This is a genomic window from Amycolatopsis rifamycinica (genome assembly GCF_000695625.1).
Taxonomy (GTDB): Bacteria; Actinomycetota; Actinomycetes; order Mycobacteriales; family Pseudonocardiaceae; genus Amycolatopsis; species Amycolatopsis rifamycinica.
Genome location: NZ_JMQI01000009.1, coordinates 12,881 through 29,043 on the forward strand (window position 1 = coordinate 12,881; position 16,163 = coordinate 29,043).

Annotated in this window: 18 protein-coding genes; 7 read left to right on the top strand and 11 right to left on the bottom strand. The window is 73.0% G+C overall.

All coding sequences use genetic code 11. The features are described from left to right. Positions 1 to 36 precede the first annotated feature (36 nt). The 6 genes from DV20_RS04250 to DV20_RS04275 all read right to left on the bottom strand — a co-directional run bounded on the left by DV20_RS04250 (position 37) and on the right by DV20_RS04275 (position 3,883). Positions 37 to 540: a YbaB/EbfC family nucleoid-associated protein gene (locus tag DV20_RS04250; RefSeq protein ID WP_043776617.1), complete on the bottom strand. Its 504-nt coding sequence runs from the start codon at positions 538 to 540 to the stop codon at positions 37 to 39. 5 nt (positions 541 to 545) lie between these two features. Further along, positions 546 to 926, bottom strand: a complete 381-nt coding sequence (locus DV20_RS04255) for a hypothetical protein (protein ID WP_043776557.1) — start codon at positions 924 to 926, stop codon at positions 546 to 548. A 3-nt stretch (positions 927 to 929) separates the two neighbouring features. Further along, complete coding sequence (locus DV20_RS04260) at positions 930 to 2,057, bottom strand: C40 family peptidase (protein ID WP_043776558.1); 1,128 nt, start codon at positions 2,055 to 2,057, stop codon at positions 930 to 932. Then, positions 2,054 to 2,395 (bottom strand): hypothetical protein, encoded by a 342-nt coding sequence (locus DV20_RS04265; protein WP_043776559.1) that lies wholly within the window; start codon positions 2,393 to 2,395, stop codon positions 2,054 to 2,056. The genes DV20_RS04260 and DV20_RS04265 overlap by 4 nt, the downstream gene beginning before the upstream one ends. A gap of 168 nt (positions 2,396 to 2,563) precedes the next feature. Then, complete coding sequence (locus DV20_RS04270; RefSeq protein ID WP_043776560.1) at positions 2,564 to 3,310, bottom strand: DsbA family protein; 747 nt, start codon at positions 3,308 to 3,310, stop codon at positions 2,564 to 2,566. 66 nt (positions 3,311 to 3,376) lie between these two features. After that, entirely contained in the window at positions 3,377 to 3,883 is a 507-nt protein-coding gene (locus DV20_RS04275) for a MauE/DoxX family redox-associated membrane protein (protein WP_043776561.1), read from the bottom strand. Between the two features lie 87 nt (positions 3,884 to 3,970). Here DV20_RS04275 and DV20_RS04280 point away from each other — a divergent pair, with 87 nt between their 5' ends. The 4 genes from DV20_RS04280 (at position 3,971) to DV20_RS04295 (ending at position 9,030) form a co-directional block, all read left to right on the top strand. Beyond that, positions 3,971 to 4,801, top strand: coding sequence for a glutamate ABC transporter substrate-binding protein (locus DV20_RS04280; protein WP_043776562.1), 831 nt, complete (start codon positions 3,971 to 3,973; stop codon positions 4,799 to 4,801). Next, entirely contained in the window at positions 4,798 to 7,233 is a 2,436-nt protein-coding gene (gene hrpB, locus DV20_RS04285) for an ATP-dependent helicase HrpB (RefSeq protein WP_043776563.1), read from the top strand. The genes DV20_RS04280 and hrpB overlap by 4 nt, the downstream gene beginning before the upstream one ends. A gap of 100 nt (positions 7,234 to 7,333) precedes the next feature. Then, a complete protein-coding gene (locus DV20_RS04290) occupies positions 7,334 to 8,248 on the top strand; it encodes an ATP-binding cassette domain-containing protein (RefSeq protein ID WP_043776564.1) in 915 nt (304 codons plus the stop codon). Next, positions 8,245 to 9,030: an ABC transporter integral membrane protein gene (locus DV20_RS04295; RefSeq protein ID WP_043776565.1), complete on the top strand. Its 786-nt coding sequence runs from the start codon at positions 8,245 to 8,247 to the stop codon at positions 9,028 to 9,030. The genes DV20_RS04290 and DV20_RS04295 overlap by 4 nt, the downstream gene beginning before the upstream one ends. Positions 9,031 to 9,367: 337 nt before the next feature. Here DV20_RS04295 and DV20_RS04300 read toward each other — a convergent pair whose 3' ends face one another. Beyond that, a complete protein-coding gene (locus tag DV20_RS04300; protein WP_051735788.1) occupies positions 9,368 to 9,910 on the bottom strand; it encodes a TetR/AcrR family transcriptional regulator in 543 nt (180 codons plus the stop codon). A gap of 50 nt (positions 9,911 to 9,960) precedes the next feature. Between DV20_RS04300 and DV20_RS04305 the strand changes: the two genes are divergently transcribed. Beyond that, positions 9,961 to 11,097: an FAD-dependent monooxygenase gene (locus DV20_RS04305; protein ID WP_043776567.1), complete on the top strand. Its 1,137-nt coding sequence runs from the start codon at positions 9,961 to 9,963 to the stop codon at positions 11,095 to 11,097. Here the strand turns inward: DV20_RS04305 and DV20_RS04310 are convergent. Together DV20_RS04310 and DV20_RS04315 are read right to left on the bottom strand one after the other, a co-directional pair. Further along, positions 11,042 to 11,716: a response regulator gene (locus DV20_RS04310; RefSeq protein ID WP_043776568.1), complete on the bottom strand. Its 675-nt coding sequence runs from the start codon at positions 11,714 to 11,716 to the stop codon at positions 11,042 to 11,044. The genes DV20_RS04305 and DV20_RS04310 overlap by 56 nt on opposite strands. Beyond that, positions 11,713 to 13,281 carry a sensor histidine kinase gene (locus tag DV20_RS04315; protein WP_043776569.1) on the bottom strand — a complete coding sequence of 523 codons (1,569 nt, stop codon included), beginning with the start codon at positions 13,279 to 13,281 and terminating at the stop codon, positions 11,713 to 11,715. Before DV20_RS04315 ends, DV20_RS04310 begins: the two co-directional genes overlap by 4 nt. A 506-nt stretch (positions 13,282 to 13,787) precedes the next feature. Between DV20_RS04315 and DV20_RS04320 the strand changes: the two genes are divergently transcribed. Beyond that, positions 13,788 to 13,997, top strand: coding sequence for a hypothetical protein (locus DV20_RS04320; RefSeq protein WP_043776570.1), 210 nt, complete (start codon positions 13,788 to 13,790; stop codon positions 13,995 to 13,997). Continuing rightward, on the top strand, positions 13,994 to 14,740 hold the full coding sequence (locus tag DV20_RS04325; protein ID WP_043776571.1) for a hypothetical protein: 747 nt from the start codon (positions 13,994 to 13,996) through the stop codon (positions 14,738 to 14,740). The genes DV20_RS04320 and DV20_RS04325 overlap by 4 nt, the downstream gene beginning before the upstream one ends. Here the strand turns inward: DV20_RS04325 and DV20_RS04330 are convergent. Both DV20_RS04330 and DV20_RS04335 read right to left on the bottom strand, forming a co-directional pair. Next, a complete protein-coding gene (locus DV20_RS04330) occupies positions 14,722 to 14,943 on the bottom strand; it encodes a hypothetical protein (protein WP_043776572.1) in 222 nt (73 codons plus the stop codon). The two genes, DV20_RS04325 and DV20_RS04330, sit on opposite strands and share 19 nt — an antisense overlap. Positions 14,944 to 14,951: 8 nt before the next feature. Further along, on the bottom strand, positions 14,952 to 16,079 hold the full coding sequence (locus DV20_RS04335; protein ID WP_043776573.1) for an inorganic phosphate transporter: 1,128 nt from the start codon (positions 16,077 to 16,079) through the stop codon (positions 14,952 to 14,954). Positions 16,080 to 16,163 lie beyond the last annotated feature (84 nt).

A 16,163-nucleotide genomic window follows, 5' to 3' on the forward strand; every position in this document is an offset into this window, starting at 1 on the left:
CGGGTACCGCTCACCGGGATCGCGCCCCGGGGCCGCTCAGCGATCCGACCGCAGCGATGCCGGGTCGAAACTCTCCCAGTAAGCGTCCTCGTCCTCGACGCTCGTCGCCGGAGCGGGCTCCGGAGCAGGCGAAGACGATGACCCCAGCCGTTCGGCCCGCAGCCGCTGGAACTCCTCGACCGTCATGCCCGGGTCGTCGTCCTCCGCGCGGGCCGGCGCGGGCATGCCCGTCATCTGCTCGATCATGTACGTCACGTCCTCGCCCAGCAGCAGGGCGACCTTGTTGTAGCCGTCCTGGGTCGCCTCGCGCATCGCCGCCTGGGCGATCTCCACCACCAGCGGGCCCAGGCGCTCGCCCAGGTTCACCGCCGACGGCGCCAGCCACAGCCGCAGCAGCTTGCCGCGGGCGTCGACCGTCACCTCGACCTGGTTGTCGATGTCGTGCGCCGTGCCGGAGGCCGCGGCCAGGAGTTCCTCCACGCGGGCCATGGCCTCCTCGCGGGCCCGGGCCTGGGCGATCAGCTGGCGGGTCGTGATCACCGCGATCACCTTCCGTACGTGTAGGTGTCGGCGTCCGGGTCGTCGTCCGGGATCGGCTCGTAGCCCAGGGTTTCCAGCTGCTCGCGGTCGACCACGGGCGCCAGCGCGTGGTACATGCGGTCGCCCGCCCGCCGCGTCGCGCGCTGGGCCAGCTCGAAGATCTGGTCGGCGAGCACGGCGGACCCGTGCCGCAGCGCCGAGCGGTGGATCGTGAGCCCGGTCAGCAGGCCGCCCGGCGCCACCTGGACTTCGATGGTGCTGTCGGGCGACGTCGCCTTGCCCACGACGGGCCCCGAACGGGCGAAGCGGGCGGAGGCCTCCGCCCCCGCCCGCGATGCCTGCTCGGCGATCCGCGAAGTAGCCAGCTCGATGTCGAATTCAGCCACAGCTCACCCCGTTGGCCGGTAGAAGCCGATGAACGACTGCCCCGCGTTCGTGGTGCGGATCTTGCTGATCTGCACCGGGTCGCCCGCCTCGACCATCTGGCCGTCGCCGATCACCATCGCCACGTGGCCGGACCACACGACGAGGTCGCCGGGCAGCAGCTGGTCGATCGAAGGCACCTCGGCGCCGACCGTCTGCTGCGCCGCCGTCCGCGGCAGCTGCAGGCCCGCGTCCTGGTACGACGTCATGACCAGGCCGCTGCAGTCGAGGCCGACACCCCGCGCCGTGCCGCCCCAGACGTACGGCACGCCGAGCTGCGACAGCGCCGCGCGCACGGCCTTCGCCGCCGTTTCGTTCGGCGCCATGACCTGCTTGCCGCCGGGGAGGTTGATGGCGACGCCACTGCCGGGCTGCGGCGGGATCGCGACCGGCAGCCGCGGCTTGTGCACGGCGCCACCGCCGCCACCGCCTCCGCCGCCCCCTCCGCCGCCGCCCCCGCCGTCCGAACCGCCGGAATACCCGCTGTTGCTGTTGAACGAGGACCCGACCTTCGTCGAGGAGGCCGACGACGCCGACGTCGACTGCTCCTCGCCGCCGAGCCGGGTGCCGATCGCGGTCAGGTCGTTGATCGTCTGCTCGCTGAACGTCGCCGCCTGGCCGGTGAGCTGGCTGATCTTCGTCTGCAGCTTCATCAGGATGTCGCGCGAGGCGGCGCCGCGGCTCTCCGGCGGCTGGATGGTCTTCACCGCCTCCAGCGCCTTCATCGACGCCGCGATCTCCTTGATGATCTGGTCGCGGACCTGGTCGTTCTTGATCTCGCCGACGTGCAGCGTCTCGGCCGCCTCCGCGACGGCCTTCTCGATCTCGGCGCTCTCGTCGAGGAAATCCTGGACCTCCTTCTCCAGGCTCTGCGACGTCGCCGTGGCGCGGTCGGTCGTCGAGCCCGAGCTGGCCGAAGCCAGGTTGACGCGCTGCTCCGACGCGACGTCGCGGGTGCGGCCCACCGACGTCTGCAGGGCGTAGTGCGCGTCCCGCGCGCCGCCGATGGCGGCCGGGTCGTGGCGCAGCTTCTGCGCGAACTGGTTCGTGGTGTCCAGGCCGTGCCGGACGAGCTGGTCGGTGTGCTCGGTCACGCGCCCTGCCCGAGGTCGCCGCCGAGCCGCCGGACGAGGTCGCCGTGCTCGCCCTCGACCGCCGCGTAGTTGCGGTCGGTCTGCCGGGCGGCTTCGCCGACCTGCCGCCAGCCGCCGCCGACGCGGTGCATCTTCTCCTGCAGCGCCCGCATCCGGCCGCTGTAAGCCCCGGAGAAGCCGGACTCGCCGCCCATCTCGGAGAAGCCGTGGCCGCCGAGCGTCACGTGCGGACCGACGTGCTTTTCGGCTGCCCCTTTGACGTCCTCACCGAGCGGATCGACTTCGCGCGCGTACCGCGTGTACGCGCCCTCATCGACGTGAAAACCCGAACCGTCCACTGGCCCTCCCTGTCACCGGAGGTGCGACGCGCGCGCGGCACCCCCGGTTCCCCTGTGACATCCGGGCTTCGCCCGGGCCGGGGGCTTCGCCACCCGGTCCCCCGAAGAGATGTCATGCCGAACCAGCCTAGTCCACGGTCCGTGCCCGGGTGGGCGAATTGCCCGGAGTCAGCCGATGACCTTCGCGAGCCAGTCCGGGTCCTGCCAGGACACGATCGAGCCGTTCGCGGTGACCGTCGGCGTGCCGAACCCGCGCTGCCCGCCGCCGAAGTCCTGCGCCAGCTTCGGGTCGGTCTCGATCTGCTGGAACGCCGCGTCCAGCTGCTGGTCGTAGGTGCCGGCGGTGACGGTCTGGGCGAACGCCGGATCGGTGATCCCGACGTTCTTGCCGAGCTCGATGAGCTGCGTCTTGTCGTAGCCGCGCTTGCCCTCTTCGGGCTGGTTGGCGAACAGCGCGTCGTGGAACTGGAGGAACTTGCCGGCGTCGGCCGCCGCGAGCGCGGCGTTCGCCGAGTCGAGCGAGTAGCCCGGCGGGCTGGAGCGCTGGGTGAGCAGCGGCACCATGTGGTAGCGCACCTGCAGCTTGCCGTCGTTGATGGCCTGCTCGATCCCGCCCTTGTACCGCTTTTCGAACTCGCCGCAGATCGGGCAGAGGAAATCGGCGTAGACGTCGATCGTGGCCTTGGCGCCGGGCTTGCCCACGGTGACGGCCACGCCGTCACGCTTCTGGGTGATATCGCTCGCCAGCCCGAGCGTCGCCTCGCCGGGCTTGATGACCTGGCCCTCGGTCTTGTTCCGGTCCGCGATCGTCCAGATCACGCCGCCGATGACGAGCGCGGCCACGACGACGACGGCCCCGATCCCGATGATCCACTTTCGCCGGTCACCGGACGCCCCCCGGGCCTGCGCGACCACGTTCGGACCGGCCTGCGCCGCCTGACGACGCTTCCGAGCGGTCCGCTCAGCTCCACCCACTGTGTATCAGTTCCCTTCCGCGATACCCGAGTAGTCGTGTCCGGGGTCGCCCGAGTTCCCGCGATCTCGCGCCAGCCACCCGTCGAGTGACAGCCAGGTCCGCGGGCGCACCACCAGCCAGACGGCGAGCAGCGCGAACCCCGTGTCGCGGAGGATCTCCTGCGGGTACTCGGTCTGCCCCGCCGCCACGTGGCCACCGCCGCCGAAGCACCCGCAGTCGATGCTCAGGCCGCGCGCCCAGGACTGGGCGATGCCGGCGATGAGCACGAGCAGCAGGCCCAGCGCGGCCGCGGCGGCCCACCGGGTCGCCAGGCCCGCGAGCAGGAGCAGCCCGAGCACGAGTTCCACCAGCGGCAGCGCGACGGCCACCACGTTCTCGAGTGCGCCGGGCAGCACCTCGTACGCCTGCACGGCGATCAGCGTCTGGCCGGGATCCGCCAGCTTGAGCGCGCCGGAGACGAGCCAGACGGCTGCCAGCCCGAGCCGGGCGAGCGTGCCGACGGAGTTCAGCACGGGTTGGGACGGTCGCACCACGCGCTTAGGCTAGCGGGAGGACCTGAGAACTTCGTGAGGCAGGACAGCGGCGGAGGGAGCGGCTGGATGCGGTGGCGCACGCTCCTCGGCTCGGCGTTGCTCCTGGTCACCGCGTCGGCCTGCGGTCCGGCGCACGTTTCGCCCACGGACTCGCTCGTCACCCGGGCGAGTGCGACGGATCACCTGACCATCGGCATCCGGTTCGACGCGCCTGGCCTTTCTGAGCACACCGTCGACGGCCGGTTCGCCGGGTTCGACGTCGATGTCGCGACGTTCGTCGCGAGTGAGCTCGGCGTCCCCGCGAAGGGCATCACGTGGCGCGAGACGACGTCGGCGACGCGGGAGACCGACCTCACCTCCGGCGCCGTCGACCTGGTCGTGGCGAGCTACTCGATCACCGACAAGCGCAAGCAGGTCGTGTCGTTCGCCGGCCCGTACTTCACCACCGGCCAGGACCTGCTGGTGCGGCGGACGTCGGCCGACATCGCCGGCCCGGAGGCGCTCAACGGGCGGCGGCTGTGCTCGGTCACCGGGTCGACGCCGGCGCAGCAGGTGAAGGACAAGTTCGCCCAGGCCGTGCAGCTGGTCGAGTACCCGCGGTACTCCGACTGCGTGACCGCGCTGCTGGCCGGGCAGATCGACGCGGTGACGACGGACGCGGTGATCCTGGCCGGCTACGTCGCCCGCGACCCGGAGCTGCTGAAGATCGTCGGGAAGCCGTTCTCGAAGGAGAACTACGGCATCGGCCTGCGCAAGGACGACACCCAGGGGGTGGCCGCGGTCGACGACGCGATCCGGAAGATGATCTCCTCCGGCGAATGGCTGCGCTCGCTCAACGCGAACATCGGCCCGTCCGGCTACCAGCTGCCTCCGCCCCCCGAGGTCCCGTCGAAGTGAAGCTGCCCGACCTGCCGGTGCGCGCCGTGCTGCCCGACGTCCTGGCCGCGCTGGCCGAGCGCGGCGCGGCGGTGCTCGTGGCGCCGCCCGGCACGGGCAAGACCACGCTGGTGCCGCTCGCCCTGTCGTCGGCGGCCGAGGGCCGGGTCGTGGTCGCCGAACCGCGGCGGCTGGCGGCGCGGGCCGCGGCGGCGCGGATGGCCGCGATCCTCGGGGAGCCGGTCGGCGAGACGGTCGGGTACGCCGTGCGCGGCGACCGGAAGGTGTCCGCGCGGACCCGGATCGAGGTCGTGACGTCCGGGCTGCTGGTGCGGCGCGTGCAGGGCGACCCGGAACTGCCCGGCGTCTCGACGGTGCTGCTCGACGAGTGCCACGAACGGCACCTGGACGCCGATCTGCTGCTGGCGCTGCTCCTGGACGTCCGCGCCGGGCTGCGCGAGGACCTGCGGCTGCTGGCGACGTCGGCGACGGTCGCGTCCGGGCGGCTCGCGGCCCTGCTCGGCGACGCCCCGGTCGTGACGGCCACGGCGCGGACCTACCCCGTGGCCTTCTCCTACGTCCCGCCGTCCCGCGGTGAGCGGACCGAGGCCTGCGTCGCGCGGGCGGTGCGGACCGCACTGTCCGAAGGGGACGGTGACGTGCTCGCCTTCCTCCCCGGCGCCGGGGAGATCACGCGGACGGCCGGACTGCTGCACCTGTCCGATGTGGACGTCCTGCCGCTGCACGGCCGGTTGCCGTCGGCGCACCAGGACGACGCGCTGCGGCCGCGTGACCGGCGCCGGGTGGTGCTGGCGACGGCGGTGGCCGAGTCGAGCCTGACGGTGCCGGGCGTGCGCGCCGTCGTGGACTCGGGCCTGGCCCGCGTGCCGCGCGTCGACCACCGGCGCGGGCTGCCGGGGCTGGCGACGGTCCGCGTGTCGGCGGCGGTGGCCGCGCAGCGGGCCGGCCGCGCGGGCCGCGAGGCGCCCGGGCGGGCGTACCGCTGCTGGGCGGAGCACGAGCAGGCGACGTTGCCGGCGTACCCCGAGCCGGAGATCCGCACGGCCGAGCTGGCCCGCCTGGCGCTGGAGCTGGCGTGCTGGTCGACGCCCGACGGCAGCGGCCTGGCCTGGTGGGACCCGCCGGGCGAGGGCGCGCTGGCGGCCGGGCGGGCGCTGCTGGCGACGCTGGGCGCGACGTCCCCGGACGGAACGGTGACCGAGCGCGGACGGCGGATGGCGGAGCTGGGCCTGCACCCGCGGCTGGCCCGCGCGCTGCTGGACGGGTCTTCCGAAGTCGGTGCCCGGAACGCGGCGGAGGTGGTGGCCCTGCTCGACGCGGGCGCCACGCTGACCGACGTGGCCGCGGAGCTGCGCCGGCTGCGCTCGGCGGGCGACGAAGGGGCGCGCCGCTGGAAGCGGGAGGTCCGGCGGCTGGAGGGCCTGGTGTCGCGGGGTGCCGGGACCGGCACTCCGGCTTCCCCCGGTCACCGCGCGGCCGCCGATCGTCCTCCCCACCGAGCCGATCCCGCCCTCGTCGTCGCCCTCGCGCACCCCGAACGGCTGGCTCGGCGACGCCCGGGCGGCGCGCCCGTCTACCTCATGGCCGGCGGCACCGCCGCCGAACTCCCGCCGGGCAGCGGGCTCGACGCCGAGTGGCTGGCCATCGCCGAAGCCACCCGCGACCCCGGCCGCGTCCACGGCACCATCCGCCTCGCCGCGGCCGCCGACGAAAGCCTCGCCGTCCACGCCGGCCAGGTGTCCGAAGTGGACGAGATCACCTGGGACGGCGATGTCGTCGCCCGGCGGGTCCGCAAGCTGGGTGCCATCGTCCTGTCCGAGAAGCCGCTCAAGAACGCCGACGTCCACGACGCCCTCGTCGCCGGCCTGAAAGCCGAAGGGCTCGGCCTGCTCAAGTGGAGCCAGGACGCGACCCGCCTCCGCGAGCGCATGGCTTTCCTGCACCGCGTCCTCGGCCCGCCGTGGCCGCCGGTGGACGACGCGGCGCTGTTGTCCGATGTGGACAGCTGGCTGGACCTTGGCACCGCCCGCCGTCGCGCGGACCTGGGGAACATCAACGCGGGCACCGCCCTCAAAGCCCTCCTCCCCTGGCCGGAGGCGGCGAAACTCGACGACCTCGCCCCGGACCGCCTCGAGGTGCCGTCGGGCTCGCACCCGCGCGTCGACTACCGCGGCGACCAGCCGGTGCTCGCCGTCAAACTCCAGGAAACCTTCGGCTGGACCGAAACACCCGTGATCGCGGGGGTTCCGGTGGTGCTGCACCTGCTCTCCCCCGCGGGCCGCCCGGCCGCGATCACCGCCGACCTCGCGTCCTTCTGGACGTCCGGCTACCCGGCCGTGCGGGCCGACCTGCGCGGCCGCTACCCGAAGCACCCCTGGCCCGAGGACCCGGCCGGCGCCGTCCCGACCCGGCACACCCGCCGCCGCGGCTGAGCCCCTGCCGAAAGTCGGGGGTCGCCCGCGACCGTCGGCCGATGTCCCCGGTGCCCCGGAACCCGCAAGCTCCCGGAACAGGCGAAAACCGGGAGGAACGATGATCACGCTTCGAGGACTCACGAAGCGCTACGGGGAGAAGACCGTCGTCGACGCGCTCACCTGCGACGTCGCCGCGGGCCAGGTGACCGGGTTTCTCGGCCCCAACGGCGCCGGGAAGTCGACGACCATGCGGATGACCGTCGGGCTCGACCACCAGCAGGCGGGCGAAGCCCTGGTCGGCGGGCGGCGCTACGCCGAGCTGCGGCACCCGCTGCGCGAGGTCGGCGCGCTGCTCGACGCCAAGGCGCTGCACCCCGGCCGCAGCGCGGGCAAGCACCTGCTGGCCATGGCGCGCAGCAACGGCATCGCGGCGAGCCGCGTCGAGGAGGTCCTGGCGACGGTCGGGCTCTCCGACGTCGCCGGCAAGCGGGCCGGCCAGTTCTCGCTCGGCATGGGACAGCGGCTGGGCATCGCGGGCGCGCTGCTCGGCGACCCGGGGGTGCTGCTGTTCGACGAGCCGGTCAACGGCCTCGACCCGGACGGCGTCCGCTGGGTGCGGCAGCTGATGCGCTCGCTGGCGGCCGAGGGGCGCACGGTGTTCGTCTCCAGTCACCTGATGAGCGAGATGCAGCTGACGGCCGACCACCTGATCGTGATCGGCAGGGGCAAGCTGCTGGCCGACGCGCCGGTGGCGGAGTTCATCGCGGGCAACTCCCGCACGACGGTCTCGGTCCGCGTCCCGGCCGACGGCGACCGCGAGTCGCTGGACGTGCGGTTGCGCGCCGAAGGCGGCCTGACCCACCCGGGCGAAGCGGGCGAGCTGGTGGTGGACGGCGTCGACGTCACCCGCGTCGGCGACCTGGTGCACGAACTCGGGATCCGCGTGCACGGACTCGCGGAGCGGACGGCCTCGCTCGAGCAGGCCTACCTGGAACTGACGGCTGCTTCGGTGGAATACGGGGTATCGGCATGACGGCATCGGCAGAGGTGCGCGGCGGCGGCCTGCCGGGCGCGGTGGCTTCGGAGTGGACGAAGTTCTGGTCGGTCCGCGCGACCTGGTGGTGCCTGGCGGCGGGAACGGCGTTGACGGCGTTCTACGCCACGCTGTCGGCGATCGCCCAGCGCATCGGCGACGAGCCGCAGAGCGCTGACACGATCGCCCTCGGCGGCGGCTTCTACCTGGCCCAGTTCGCGGTGATCGCGCTGGCCACGCTGTTCGTGACGAGCGAGTACGCGGCCGGGGGAATCCGGTCGACGCTGCTGTGGACCCCGGTCCGCGCCCGGGTGGCCCTGGCGAAGGCGGCGGTGCTTTCGCCGGTCCTGTTCGGGTACGGAGTGCTGCTGTCGTGCGCGGGAATGGCGGTGGCCACGGCGGTGATGGACGGCCACGGCCTGCCGACGTCCTGGCAGGCGGCCTTCACCACGGCATCGGGCATGGGCGGCTACTTCGCCCTGCTGGGCTTGCTGTGCACCGGAATCGCCTGGGCCCTGCGCAGCGCGGCCGGGACGCTGGTGTCGGTGATCGTGCTGCTGGTCCCGGCGCCGCTGATCGTGGCATCGCTGGGCCTGCCGGAGGCGATGCCGTACTTCCCGGGAATCGCGGGGGTGAACGCGATGGTGGAGGCGGGCCGGCCGAACCCGATCACGATGACGGCGGCACCGTACGCCCCTTGGGTGGGCTTGGTGATCTGCGCGGTTTGGGCAGCGGCGGCCCTCCTGGCCGGCACGGCGGTGTTGCGCCGCCGCGACGCCTGAGAGAGGTAACCGTCGACACCGGTCGGCCCAGCTCCGGGCAGCCTCCCGGCTGCCAACCCCTGCATCCACCAGCGCAAAGCAGGCGACCCGCTCGGCGATCAACGACCAGCCCGCACGCGAACCACATTCCGCGGGATCCGATCCCTCTGGACATCCGCAACTCCTGAACACTCAGGTGTTGCGCCGCCGCGACGCCGGAGAGAGAAAGCTCCCCCACCCTCTCCGGGGGGCGTCCCCAAGTCCAGTCTATCGGGGCCACCCGGCACAACCCGGAAAATGCCGCGGCCGAGGCCTGGTTGTCCACACCGCCGCGGGAACGTGGACAACCGGGCCGAGATCACTCCACGCCGATCCCCGTCAGGATCTCGCGGGCGCTCGCCACCAGCGACTCGAACGGCGGCGGTGCCAGTGAGCCCGTCCCGGCCAACGCCCCGAAGATCGTCCCCTCCATCCAGTCCACGACCACCCGAGCGTGCCGCGCGGGATCCGCCGAACCGGCCGCCTCCAGGACCGCGGCCGCCTGGTGGCGGATCTGCAAGCCCCCCTCGTCGTACACCGCGCGCAGCTCCGGGCGCCGCGTCGCCTCCAGTGCTAGCTCGTACCGCGCCAGCATCCGGGTCCGGCCCGCGGTGATCGCCTCGGACACGTATCCCGCGATGAACTCCGCGGACGACTTCGCCGACCGCGGGAACACCTGGTCCAGCCGCACGATCCGCGCCACCGTCAGCTCCAGCAGCGCCGCCCGCGTGCGCGCGTAGTACGACGTCGAGCCCACCGGCAGGCCCGCCGCGCGATCCACCGCGCGGTGGGTCAGACCGCGCAGGCCCTCCGCCGCGATGACCTCGATCGCTGCGTCGGCGATCACGTCCACCCGTTCCACAGGCGCACTCTACAGGTGTAGAGTTCTCTACAGATGTAGAGGAGGTCGGCATGCCCGCGGTAGTGGTCGGGGGCGGCATCGGCGGACTGGCGGCGGCCGTGGGGCTGCACCGGGTCGGCTGGACGGTCACCGTCCTCGAGAAAGCACCCGAGTTCGGCGATGTCGGGGCCGGCATTTCCCTCTGGCCGAACGCCCTGCGCTGCCTCGACGAGCTCGGCGTCGACCTCGGCGAGCGCCTGGCCCCGCAGCGGGAAGGCGGCTTCCGCGACCGGCGCGGCCGCCGGATCGCCCGCTACGACGGCGCCGAGTTCGCCCGGCGGCACGGGCGGCCGCTCGGCGCGATCCACCGGCGGGACCTGATCGCCGCCCTCCGGGACGCGATTCCGGCCGAAAGCCTGAAGACCGGCGCCGAAGTCACCGAAGTCCGCGAAGACGGCTTGGTCCGCTACAACCGGGGCGAACTGCGTGCCGACCTCATCGTCGCGGCGGACGGCATCCACAGCCGGGTCCGCCACGCGCTCTTCCCGGACCACCCGGAGCCGGTGTACTCCGGCAGCACGGCGTTCCGCGGCATCGCGCACCTGCCCGGCACCCCGCTGAGCACGAGCTTCGACCGCGGCACCGAAGTCGGCGTCCTCCCGCTGACCGGCGGCGACGTCTACTGGTGGATTTCGGCCCTCGCCGCGCCGGGCACCCCGGCGGCCGACCTCGAACCGGCCCGCGAGGGCTGGCACGAACCGATCCCGGCCCTCCTCGCCGCCACCCCGCCGGAAGCCGTGCTGCACCACGACCTCTACCACCTCGGCACCCCGCTGAAGACCTACACCCGCGGCCGGATCGCGCTGCTCGGCGACGCCGCCCACGCCATGCCGCCGTTCCTCGGCCAGGGCGGCTGCCAGGCCATCGAGGACGCCGTCGTCCTCGCCCACGCCGTGTCCACGGAGGACACCGTCGGCGCCGCACTGGCGAGCTACGACCGGACCCGGCGGCCCCGCAGCCAGCGGGTCGTCCGCGAGTCGGTCCGGATGGGGAAGCTCGGCCCGCAGCTGGCCAACCCGGTCGCGACGGCACTGCGCGCCGCCGTGCTGAGGTGCCTGCCGGCCAAGGCGACCGCCCGCGTGGGCGCGGGGATCACGGGGTGGACGCCGCCGCGTCTCCCCCGACCAGTCCCGCCTCGTACGCGGTGATCGCCGCCTGGACCCGGTTCTTCGCGCCGAGCCGGGTCAGGATCGTGCTCACGTGCGCCTTCACCGTACCCTCGACGACGAACATCTTCGCCGCGATGTCCGCATTGGACAGTCCGGACCCCAGCAGCGTCAGTACTTCGCGCTCACGCGGGGTCAGCGCGGCGATCCGCTCGCGGGCCGCGGCGGCGCGCGCCAGCTGCCCACCGGACAGCCGGGCGATCACCCGCTGCGCGACCTTCGGCGAAAGGAACGCGGCCCCGCCGGCCACGGCGTGGATACCGGCGAGGAGCTCCCGCGGGTCGCCCGACTTCAGCAGGAATCCGCCGGCGCCGAGGCTCAGCGCGCGCTCGATGTAGTCGTCCTCGCCGAACGTGGTCAGCATGATCACGCCCGTGGCGGGCAGCAGCCGCCGGATCTCGGCGGCCGCGCCGAGACCGTCCAGCCCCGGCATCCGGATGTCCAGCAGCACGACGTCCGGGTGCGTGGCCAGCACCTGGGAAACCGCTTCCCGGCCGTCGGACGCCTCGGCGACGACCTCGATCCCGGCGTCCGCGGCCAGGATGGCCGCCACCCCCGCCCGCATCATCGCTTCGTCGTCGGCCAGCACGACCCTGATCACGGCGCCCCCTCGGTGAACCAGTCCTTGGCCACCAGTTTCCCATCGGCGAAGCACAGCCGGTAAGCGGCGTAGTCGCTCTCGAGCCACGACTGCCCGGCGCCGTAGTACTCGCACGCAACCCCGGACACGGCTGGCACCGGCGGCTCGCTCCGCAACGGACGGGCGGCCCGCTGGTTCTCCGGCAGCTGCGGCGCCACCTCGGCCCGCGGCTGGCCGATCCGCAGCCGTTCGTAGACCGGGGTGGGCAGCTCCGAGGAGTTCCACAGGTAGAGGAACGCGATCCCGGCGACCGCGAGGACGATCGCGAACAGGGCGAGCGGGACGGCGACGGCCTGGATCAGGCTGCGCCGCACGTCCCGCCGGGCCAGCTCGAGGGCCCGGGCCGACGTCGACGGCCCGGGTTCGTCGTCATCGGTCTCCTGCCGCTCGACCGGCGCGGCGCCGTGCGGCAGCGTCGCGGTGACGGCGAACCCGCCGGCGTCGGGCCCGGCCCGCAGCGTGCCGCCGGCGAGCCGGACGCGCTCGCGCAGGCCGATCAGCCCGACGTGCCCGGACGCGGCCCCGGGCAACGGCCCGGCGGGCGGCGGCGCGTTGACCACGCTGACGTCGGTCTGCGTGCCGGTGCTGAGCACCCGGATCGTGACGGCGGCGCCGGGCGCGTGCTTCGCCACGTTCGTCAAAGCCTCCTGCACCACGCGATATGCGGCCCTGGCCACCATCGGCGGCGCCGACTCGCAGTCCACTGTGGACTCGATGAGCAGGCCCGACGCCCGCGCCCGCGAGATCAGCTCACCGAGGTCGCCCTGCACCGGTTCCACCGGCGCGGCGTCCTCGCGCAGCACGCCGATGATCTCGCGCAGCCGCTCGGTCGCCGTCGCGGCACTGGTCCGCAGCTGCGCGGCGGCGTCGCGCTGGGCGTCGTCGAGCCCGCCCGCGACCTCCAGCGCGGCGGCCCGGACGGCGATCAGGCTCAGCTCGTGCCCCAGCGAGTCGTGCATGTCGCTGGCGATCCGCGCGCGCTCGCGCAGCCGCGCCTGCTCGGCGACCAGCCGCTGCCTGCTCTCCATCTCCTCGGCCCGGCGCCAGCCGCTGCGGGCCAGCTCGCCGCGAACCCGGACGTACCGGCCGAGCAGCCACGGCGACAGCCCGGCGAAGACGAGGATCGCGACCATCGCCGCCCAGTCCCCCAGGCCGTCCTGGCCGAAGACGAGCGCGATCGGCAGTCCCAAGACCGCGCAGGCCGTCCCGGTCAGGATCCCGGGGCGGGCGCGGGGCATCCGCAGCCCGGCCTGGTAGCTCATCGCGACCAGCACGAAGACCACCCACACGGGTACGTGGTCGCCGTAGGGGAACGGCACGGCCAAGGCCCCGGCCAACGCGATCCCGAGCGAGACGGCGGGGTACCGCCGAGCCGTCGCGACCGAGCCGGCCACGACCGCGAGGCCGCAGGCCAGCTCCCAGTACGACCGGCTCTCCAGGGTCCCCACGAAGACGACGAACGCGAGGAACAACCCGACGGCGACGTCGAGCGCCCCCTGCCACCTGCGTTTGGTCACCGTCCGCACGAGTTCGAAGCTATAAGGGGTGCCGGCAGGCCGGCCACTGCCGAAAGTCAACCTTCCCGCGGAGGCGCGCCCCGCAGTGACCGGGTTCGGGCGCTTCCGTGAGCAGTGCTCTCGAAACCGAGCATCGCTCACGGTGGCGAGTGAGCAGTGCTCTCACTTTGGAGCATCGCACTCGAGTCGATTGAGAGCACCGCTCTCGAGGTGGGCATTGGGCACCGCGCCACGAGAGCGGCGCTCTCAAAGTCAGACGCCACGCGCCGCGACGCGAGAGCAGCGCTCTCAATATCGAGCGCCGCTCGCTCCCAGACGAGAGCAGTGCTCTCGTGGATGATCAGGGCTCTCAAGTTGAGCACCCGGCGGCCGTCAGGCGAGAGCAGTGCTCACAACAAGGAGCGGCCCACGGGCGGCACGGGCGGCACGGGCGGCGAGGTCGCCGACACAGGCGGTGGACGTTCCGAGCCGCATATCCGCCCGGCGAGGCCCGCCGTGTTGCATGATGATCCATCATGGCCGAGCGCACACTCGCCGACCAGTTGGGCGGCTACCTCCCCGAAGGCATCGAAGCCCTCGAAGAGCACGAGCGACAAGACCTCGCCAACGCTCTGCGCGACGCGCGCAGACGGCAGGCGAAAGCGCTCGCCGAGGCGGGCGAGGAAGGCCTCCGGTACGTGCCCGCGCTGCTGCGTGGCGCGGTCCGGAAAGCGGTCGGCCTGTGACGGAGAACCACGCGGCCGAGGCGGAGATCCTGAAGCTGGCCCGCGTCCTCGGCGTCGAGCCCGGGCGGCTCGGTTACCTCGCCCGCGTGGACGCCGATGACCTGCAGGCCTTCCGCGAGCAGGTCACCGACACGCTGTTCGACGCCAACGCCGCCGCGCTGCAGCGGATGGCGCTGGCGGCGCGGGTCGTGCCGGTCGGGGTGCTGGCCAAGATCGCCGAGAAGGTGTTCGGTCCGCTGCTGTGCGCGCGGATCGCCGGGCTGGTCGACGTCGGGCGCGGGGTCGACGTCGCCAAGCGGCTGAGTCCGATCTTCCTCGCCGAGGTGGCCGCGGAGCTCGATCCGCGGCGGGCGAGCGCGATCATCTCCCGGATTCCGCTGGACACCGTCCTCGCGGTCGCGTCCGAACTCACGCGCAAAGAGGACTGGATCACCCTCGGCCGGTTCGTCGGGCACCTGCCCGACCTCACCGTGCGGCGGGCCCTGGAGCGGATCGACGACCCGTCGCTGCTGCGGATCGCCTTCGTGCTGGACGACAAGCGCCGCGTCGACCACGTCGTCGGGCTGCTGCCGGCCCACCGGCTCGGCCGGCTGGTCACCGCGGCGAGCGCCGACGAAGACCTCTGGACGCCGGCGCTCGACCTGCTGACCCACCTGGGCGAAGCGCGGCGCGCCACGCTGAAGCCGATGCTCGCCGGCCTGCCCGCCGGCTTCCGGAAGCGGGTTCAGGCGACGATCAAGTAGATCCCGTAGCCGATGATCGCCGCGCAGGCGGCGAAGCAGACGACCGCGCCGGCCAGCGGGCCGGTGCCCGAGGCGCCCGACTCGCGGGCCGTGTCGCGCTGCGAAAGCCCCACCACCCCGAAGGAGAAGAGGCTCGTCAGCACCACGACCGACGCGAGGGCGACGACGAAGACGAGACCGAGGGAACCCCAGTTGATGTGCACGGCGCTCCTCAGGCGTTGGCCGGCTGCGCGACGCCGGGCTCGGGCTGGTGGATGGAGTGGGCGTTGACCGGGTTCCGCTTCGACGCCAGCCAGATGCCCAGTGCGACCAGGACGCCGGCCAGGCCCACCAGCACGGTGCCCCAGGTCCCGAGCGTCGACACGTAGGCGGCGAGCGCGCCGACGATCGCGGCGGCGGGCAGCGTCAGCGCCCAGGCCAGGACCATCCGGCCGGCGACGCCCCAGCGGACCTCGGCGAGCTTGCGGCCGAGGCCGGAGCCGATGATGCCGCCGGAGCAGACGTGCGTGGTGGACAGCGCGAAGCCGAGGTGCGCCGACGTGAGGATGACCGCCGCGGCGCTCGTTTCGGCAGCGAAGCCCTGCGGGGTCTGGATTTCCGTGAGCTTCTTGCCCATCGTCTGGATGATCCGCCAGCCGCCGAGGTAGGTGCCGAGCGCGATGGCGGTTCCGGCCGTCAGGACCACCCAGAACGGCGGGCCCGAGTTCGGCGCGAGCGAGCCGGACGCGATCAGCGTCAGCGTGATGACGCCCATGGTCTTCTGCGCGTCGTTCGTGCCGTGCGCGAGCGACACCAGGGAGGCGGAGGCGATCTGGCCGGCCTTGAACGTGCGGCCCACCGTGTCCTGCTTCGCGCGGGCGGTGATCCGGTAGACGAGGAAGGTGCCCAGGGTCGCGACGATCCCGGCGACGACCGGCGAGGCGAGCGCCGGGATCAGGACCTTCTCGACGACCTTCCCGAAGTGGACGGCGTCGGCGCCCGAGGCGATCCAGGTCGCGCCGATCAGCCCGCCGAACAGCGCGTGCGACGAACTCGACGGCAGCCCGATCAGCCAGGTCACCAGGTTCCACACGATGGCGCCGACGAGGCCGGCGAAGATGATCACCGGTGTCACCTTGGTGTCGTCGACGATGCCGCCGGAGATCGTCTTCGCGACCTCGACCGAGAGGAACGCGCCGACGAGGTTCAGCACGGCCGAGACGGCGACGGCGACTTTCGGTTTCAGCGCCCCGGTGGCGATCGAGGTGGCCATCGCGTTCGCGGTGTCGTGGAAGCCGTTGGTGAAGTCGAAGGCCAGTGCGGCGACGATCACCACCAGCACGATCAGCGAGAAGTCCATGGGCGGCCCACTTTCGTTGCTGTCCCTTCGCAACGCTACTGATCGACGGGGACCGCTCCGATCCCTCCGGCGTGACGGCTTACT